Raw genomic sequence first — 5,408 nt, forward strand, 5'->3', positions numbered from 1 at the left:
TCTAGCGCAAAGGCGGCGGCATCGGCATCGGCGGGTGGTCGCGCAAAGGCCGTTGTTCCCGGTGTGCTTCACGTGCCTGGAGATCGCGAGCGGAATCCGCCGGTTTGAGGGCAGCGGCAGCGGCGGCCGCTTTTGCCGTTGCGCTCTTCTCTGAAGGAACCGGGTCGGCACCCGCATTCTTGCTGTTGCGTGCGCCTGATTTCAGCTCAAGCGTGGTATCGCCCCTGCCGATGTCTGCGCGCGGAGCGTTCGCTTTATCCTTGGCGTCCTTCTTCTGCGGCACGCCGTCGCCGTTGATGGAAATCAAGGGCAGGCCGCCCGTCTTGTCGTTGCCGATCACCACCACCTTGGCGTTCTCGGAACGCGCCAGTTCCAGCGTCGCCTCGATGCCGCGCCAGCGCAGATAGGCATCCGACATGCCGCCGCTGATGATTTCCTGGAAGTTGCGGATGCCGAGCGCTTCCACGCGCTTGCGTTCGCTCTCCTGCTGTTCCTTCTCGACGATCAGTGCATATTGCTCGACCTCATGGCGCGCCACGTTCTTGCGCACGATGGCGTCTTCCACGCCGTCCGGCAGCACGATGCGCTTGACCAGCACGTCTTCGATCAGGATCCAGTTCTGGCCGGAACGGAGCTCCGTATTGAAGCGGTTCTTGATGTCATAACGCACCGACTCGGAGATCTGATTCTGGATTTCCAGGCGATGGCTGGTGTAGATGTCTTCCGGACGATAGATCGCAATCACGTCGCGTGCACGCGCGCCGACCGATTGACCGAGCAGCGTCTCGGCGTACTCCGGACCGGCATATTTGTGCAGCTCGCCGAGGTGTTCGGGAATCACGCGGAAGCGCCAGGCCAGCGTCGCCATCAGCTTGAGGCCGTCCGAGGACAGCACTTCGAATTCGCGTTCCACGCTCTGCAGTCGCGCGTCGTAGACGTACATGACGTCCCACGGCATCATCAGATGCGTGCCTTCCGTCTCCACGTGATCGATCACCGTGCCGCCGCCAAAGCGCTTCCACAACACGCCCAGGTGGCCGGCCGGAATCGTGACGATCATCGACGGCAGCAAGAACGCGATCATCACCACGAGGATCACCGCGACGATCATCAGGTCGTTGCTGAAAAACTTCAGGCGCCGACACAATCGCTCCCAGACGGTGACTGCCGGGGCGTGGAATGCTTCTGTGGTGCTCATGTTGCGGCTCCCTTGCTGGAGATACTGGTAACGCGGCCTTCCTCGAAATGGAGGCGGCGGTCTGCGTGGTGGAAATATTTATCGTCGTGGGTGATGGCGATGACGGTGATGCCGTCGGCGCGCAGACGCGGCAGCACAAGCTGGTAGAACTTGGCGCGGAAGTGCGGGTCCTGATCGGCGGCCCATTCGTCGAGCACCATGATCGGCGGGTTTTCCAGTTGCGTCGCCACCAGGGCCAGCCGCTTGCGCTGGCCGGTCGACAAGTCGACGGTGGAGAAGCGGCGACCGTCGAGATGCGCCTTGTTCTCGACTTCCATCTCGTCGATCAGGCCGGCCGCACGTTCGCGGTCGATGCGCTCGACGCCGTACAGCGTGGGGAACAGGTGAAAATCGGAAAACACCGCGCCGAACATGTCGCGATAACGCTGCATGTCGGCCCTGACCACCAGCCGGCCGTCGACCAGTATCTCGCCGGAGTCTGCAGGATAAAGCCCGGTCAGCATCTTGATGAACGTGGTCTTGCCGGAACCGTTGCCGCCTGTGATGAACAGGGTCTCGCCGCGCTGGATGCTCAGGTCAACCGGGCCGACGGAGAAGCGCTCACTGCCCTCGCCTCGCGCAAACGTCAGATGTCGCAATTCAAGGGTATTGAAGTCCGCGAAGGCAGCCGTCGGCGCTGCGGCCTCGCGCTGGTCGCCGGAGGGAATGCCTTGTTCCACGTTTTCATCGAACAGTTTTTCCAGCTTCAGCAGATTCTCGGCGGCGGCATTGGCCACCGTAATCTGCGGCGCCGCCGAGATCACACCCGATACCGGGCCGACCAGGAACAGTACGGCTGTCAGCACCTTCACCGTGCTGTCGGCGAAGGTGGTGCTGAGCGCGGGCAAGATGAAGACCAGCGTGCCCAGCAAGATGAAAATGGCGACTTGTGAAAAGACGAAATTGACGCCCAGCGCGCGCTGCGCCAATGAACGAAAGAACGCCGTCCGTCCGGACACCATGACGGCATCCTGCAACAACTCCGCAGCGCGCCGGCTCGACAGCTTCACTTCCTTGAAGCCGGCCAGCAGCCCTTCGACCATTTCGTGCAGGGACACCACTTCATCGTGTGCGCGCCGCAAGTCGATACTGGCACGCTCGCCGCGCTTGCGATACAGCCGCGCTGCCACCAGCAGGACCACGACCACCAGCGCCAGCGCCGGAATCGACAAGGTGGCGATGTAAATGGTGGTCCAGAAGATCATCATCACCGCCTGAACGCCGAGGATCAGGCTGCCGGCAGTCTGCGAGATGGTCTGCGTGTCGGTGTTGATCGCGGAAAAGATGGCGCCGTGGCCGATCTTTTCCACCCCGAGCAGTTCGCAGTCGGCCAGCTTGCGGATCAGGCTGCGGCGACGCTCGTCGACAATGCGCTCGACCTCGTCGGTGGTGGTCTGCAAAACGTAGCGCTGGCTGAAAATGTACACCAGCAAGGCCAGGCCGTAGAGCAGGATGGGAATAAGCTGGTTGCCGCCGCTGGCCTGCGTGGTGGCGGCCGAGTTGACCACCGCCAGTATCCCGGTACTGGCGCCGCCGGCCAGGAGGGCCATTAATCCGAGACGTTGCAGCGACGTCTTTGAATCGCGAATAAGAAGTTCGGTCAGACGCATCAGATCATCGCTCGGCCGGACCGTTGTAGAACACCTTGCTCTTGTCGTCGATGGCGGCGAACAGCAGCACATAGATAAACGCCACCAGCGGTGTCAGCAGGAACGCCAGCAACAGCGTGCGCAGGGATCCCAGCCGGCTCCTGCGCGCGACGAAGGCGACCAGAACGCACAGCACCAGATAGATTAAGAATGCGATAGGCATGATGTTGACTCCTTGTTATTTCTTGTCTTGGATTTTCAATGGCACGGCGCCGTATTCCAACGCACGCACGTCCTGGGCGCAGCTCTCGCCGGTGTCGTACAGGCATTGGATGACTTCCGCTTCACCGATGGTTTCTTCGCAGCTGGAAGTGTCGAGCACGCTGGGGAAGAAATGCATGTCCTGCTTGCCGGTCTTGATCAGATAGAAGCGCGACAACGTGCTGCCGATGGTCTTGCCGGCTTTCTTGTACCGGATGCCGACAACCAGTTCTTCCAGCGTCTGGTTGGACGAATTGGTCAGCTGGATTTGCGGCGAGCAACTGGTCTTCTTGGCCCCGCCCTCGTTGGCGACCATGATCGCCTGCGGCACCGCAAGATAGATCAGGCCTTTCGGGCGACGCTTCTTGAGCAGCTCCTGCAGCGGCTGATCGGAAACGAAGGCGCCTGCGCCCAGATGATGGCTGGCGTCCTGCGCATTGGCTCGGGCCGGCAGCACGCCGCTCAGCGCCGACAGCAGCAGTACGCAGCCTGCCCCTGTGACTGTACGTGCGACGACCTTCGGCAATATTCTTTTGATGTTCATGAGGCAGCTCCGCTCAGGCGGAGACAAGTGGGTGTAAATCGGCCGACCGCACACGCGCAACACGTGCAAGGTCGGTGTTCAACGCCGCGCAGACATCCGCGCTACGGAGGAAAAAATGATCGCCTGCGAATTCTTTCAGCACGAAATCTGCTGTGGTAAAACGCTGCCACCCGGCCATGCTTTCTGCATCGGCATGCCTGTCGTCGGCACCGGCATACGCCGTGATCGGATATGCGGCAGGCGCGGCCGCGAATGGCGCTGCGGCCAGCGCAAAGTCGGCCCGCATCACCGGCAGCACCATCTCCCAGAAGGCCGGCTCGTGCGACATCTCGACAGGGATCCCACCGTACTGCAATAACAGCGCCTTGAATGCGTCGTCGTCCAGGCCGATCGCCCGTAATGCCGGCGACGGCAAGTCCGGGGGCACATGCGCCGCGACGATCAGCTGCATCGGCGGCCAACCGGCGTTCGCCAGCCTGGCCGCCAGCGCGGATGCCAGACGCGCGCCCATGCTGTAGCCGAACAAGACATACGGGCGATCCAGCAGAGGCATGATCGTTTCCTGCAAGGCCGTCAGCATGTCATCCCATGCGTGCAGCGGCGCTTCGCCCAGGCGCGTCTCGTGCCCCGGATACTGGAGCGGCGCCACGGCCACCCCGGCATCTTCCAGACGCGTGCGCCAGGAAAGGAAATTGGATGCCCCACCGCCCGCAAACGGCAGGCAGAACAGGCGCATATGCGCGTCTTCCCGGCCCAGCCCGAAAGGAAACCAGGCGCGTGATTCTTGCAGCGGACTCATTGAAGGACGTTCATGTCAGCAGTCACCGTCGGGACGCGTAAAAAAATACCGGAAGCGCATTGACTCCCGGTATGCCTTGCCCGCAGCTTGTGCAGGCAAGGATCAGACCGCGTCCTTCTTGCCGCCGGGAACGTGCTTCTTCAGGAAGTCTTTGCCTTCCTGAACCTGCTGCTTGAGCTTCTGCCCCATTTCCTTGGTCTTGACGTCGAGGAAGGTGCCGCCCGATTCAAAGTGCTGCAGGAACAGCTTGCCGATCGCATAGGTGGTGGCGCCCGCCAGCGTCGATTGCGCCAGTACGCCTGCGGCGATGCCCACGCCCGGGATGAATTTCAGGATGCTGCCGACGGGACCAGCGATGAGCAACGGCAGATAGCCGCTGAGCACGGAGCCGAGCAGTTTCTTGCCGGTTTCGTCGGACAGCGTAAAACCGTACAGGCCGCCGAGCTTGCGCAGCAGGCTCAGTTGCACACCGGTCAGGGCGATCAGGTCGAGGCCCGGGATCGGCAGGATGCCGACGCCCATGGCGGTCATTGCATGGTTCTTGATGGAATGCAGCGCTTCGTTCTGGCGCTCTTCCGGGGTCAACTCGGCCGCCTGCTCTGCGACCGGTTCTTCTGCGGCGATGGTTTGTTCTGCTTGATCCGTAGTGCTCATGGAAATCTCCTTCATCAATTAAACGCCCTGACGCACATGAGGCTTGCTGCATGACTCAAGGCGGGGGAAAAAGACTCTGCCGCGTTCGACAGAGCGTCACTATCGGGAAATCGTCGAATATGAGGCCAACGCGTCAACTCATCGTCAACTCATCGTCAATATACGCAGACCGCAGAAATTATTGGGCATACAGCCAATATATTCAACAAATTCCCAACAAAAAAACCTGATTACTTTCTTGATTCATCTCATATGCCGGCCCCTCCGTACTGACCGGTTGGAAAAATGCCCGGTTTAACGCCGTATCGCAGGGAATAAAGGGCG

The 5,408-nt window shown here is 61.1% G+C and carries 6 protein-coding genes; all 6 read right to left on the reverse strand.

Annotation, left to right across the window (positions count from 1 at the left end; genetic code table 11):
• Nucleotide 1 precedes the first annotated feature (1 nt).
• The 6 genes from ACIROW_RS02260 to ACIROW_RS02285 all read right to left on the reverse strand — a co-directional run bounded on the left by ACIROW_RS02260 (nucleotide 2) and on the right by ACIROW_RS02285 (nucleotide 5,084).
• Nucleotides 2-1,198, reverse strand: a complete 1,197-nt coding sequence (locus ACIROW_RS02260; RefSeq protein WP_402271440.1) for a prohibitin family protein — start codon at nucleotides 1,196-1,198, stop codon at nucleotides 2-4.
• Complete coding sequence (locus ACIROW_RS02265; RefSeq protein WP_402271442.1) at nucleotides 1,195-2,847, reverse strand: cyclic peptide export ABC transporter; 1,653 nt, start codon at nucleotides 2,845-2,847, stop codon at nucleotides 1,195-1,197. The genes ACIROW_RS02260 and ACIROW_RS02265 overlap by 4 nt, the downstream gene beginning before the upstream one ends.
• Before the next feature lie 4 nt (nucleotides 2,848-2,851).
• Complete coding sequence (locus tag ACIROW_RS02270) at nucleotides 2,852-3,049, reverse strand: hypothetical protein (RefSeq protein WP_116432771.1); 198 nt, start codon at nucleotides 3,047-3,049, stop codon at nucleotides 2,852-2,854.
• 15 nt (nucleotides 3,050-3,064) lie between these two features.
• Nucleotides 3,065-3,631, reverse strand: coding sequence for a hypothetical protein (locus ACIROW_RS02275; RefSeq protein WP_402271444.1), 567 nt, complete (start codon nucleotides 3,629-3,631; stop codon nucleotides 3,065-3,067).
• Nucleotides 3,632-3,644: 13 nt separating this feature from the next.
• On the reverse strand, nucleotides 3,645-4,430 hold the full coding sequence (locus ACIROW_RS02280) for a thioesterase II family protein (protein ID WP_402271446.1): 786 nt from the start codon (nucleotides 4,428-4,430) through the stop codon (nucleotides 3,645-3,647).
• A 102-nt stretch (nucleotides 4,431-4,532) separates the two neighbouring features.
• On the reverse strand, nucleotides 4,533-5,084 hold the full coding sequence (locus ACIROW_RS02285; RefSeq protein WP_402271448.1) for a YcjF family protein: 552 nt from the start codon (nucleotides 5,082-5,084) through the stop codon (nucleotides 4,533-4,535).
• Nucleotides 5,085-5,408 lie beyond the last annotated feature (324 nt).

Source organism: Herbaspirillum sp. NPDC101397 (assembly GCF_044767325.1).
Classification (GTDB): domain Bacteria; phylum Pseudomonadota; class Gammaproteobacteria; order Burkholderiales; family Burkholderiaceae_D; genus Herbaspirillum.

What these genes read in the sequence shown, in the direction of transcription:
- ACIROW_RS02260 (WP_402271440.1), bottom strand. Translation starts at nt 1,198, where the DNA reads ATGAGCACCACAGAAGCATTCCACGCCCCGGCAGTCACCGTCTGGGAG.
- ACIROW_RS02265 (WP_402271442.1), bottom strand. Translation starts at nt 2,847, where the DNA reads ATGCGTCTGACCGAACTTCTTATTCGCGATTCAAAGACGTCGCTGCAA.
- ACIROW_RS02270 (WP_116432771.1), bottom strand. Translation starts at nt 3,049, where the DNA reads ATGCCTATCGCATTCTTAATCTATCTGGTGCTGTGCGTTCTGGTCGCC.
- ACIROW_RS02275 (WP_402271444.1), bottom strand. Translation starts at nt 3,631, where the DNA reads ATGAACATCAAAAGAATATTGCCGAAGGTCGTCGCACGTACAGTCACA.
- ACIROW_RS02280 (WP_402271446.1), bottom strand. Translation starts at nt 4,430, where the DNA reads ATGAGTCCGCTGCAAGAATCACGCGCCTGGTTTCCTTTCGGGCTGGGC.
- ACIROW_RS02285 (WP_402271448.1), bottom strand. Translation starts at nt 5,084, where the DNA reads ATGAGCACTACGGATCAAGCAGAACAAACCATCGCCGCAGAAGAACCG.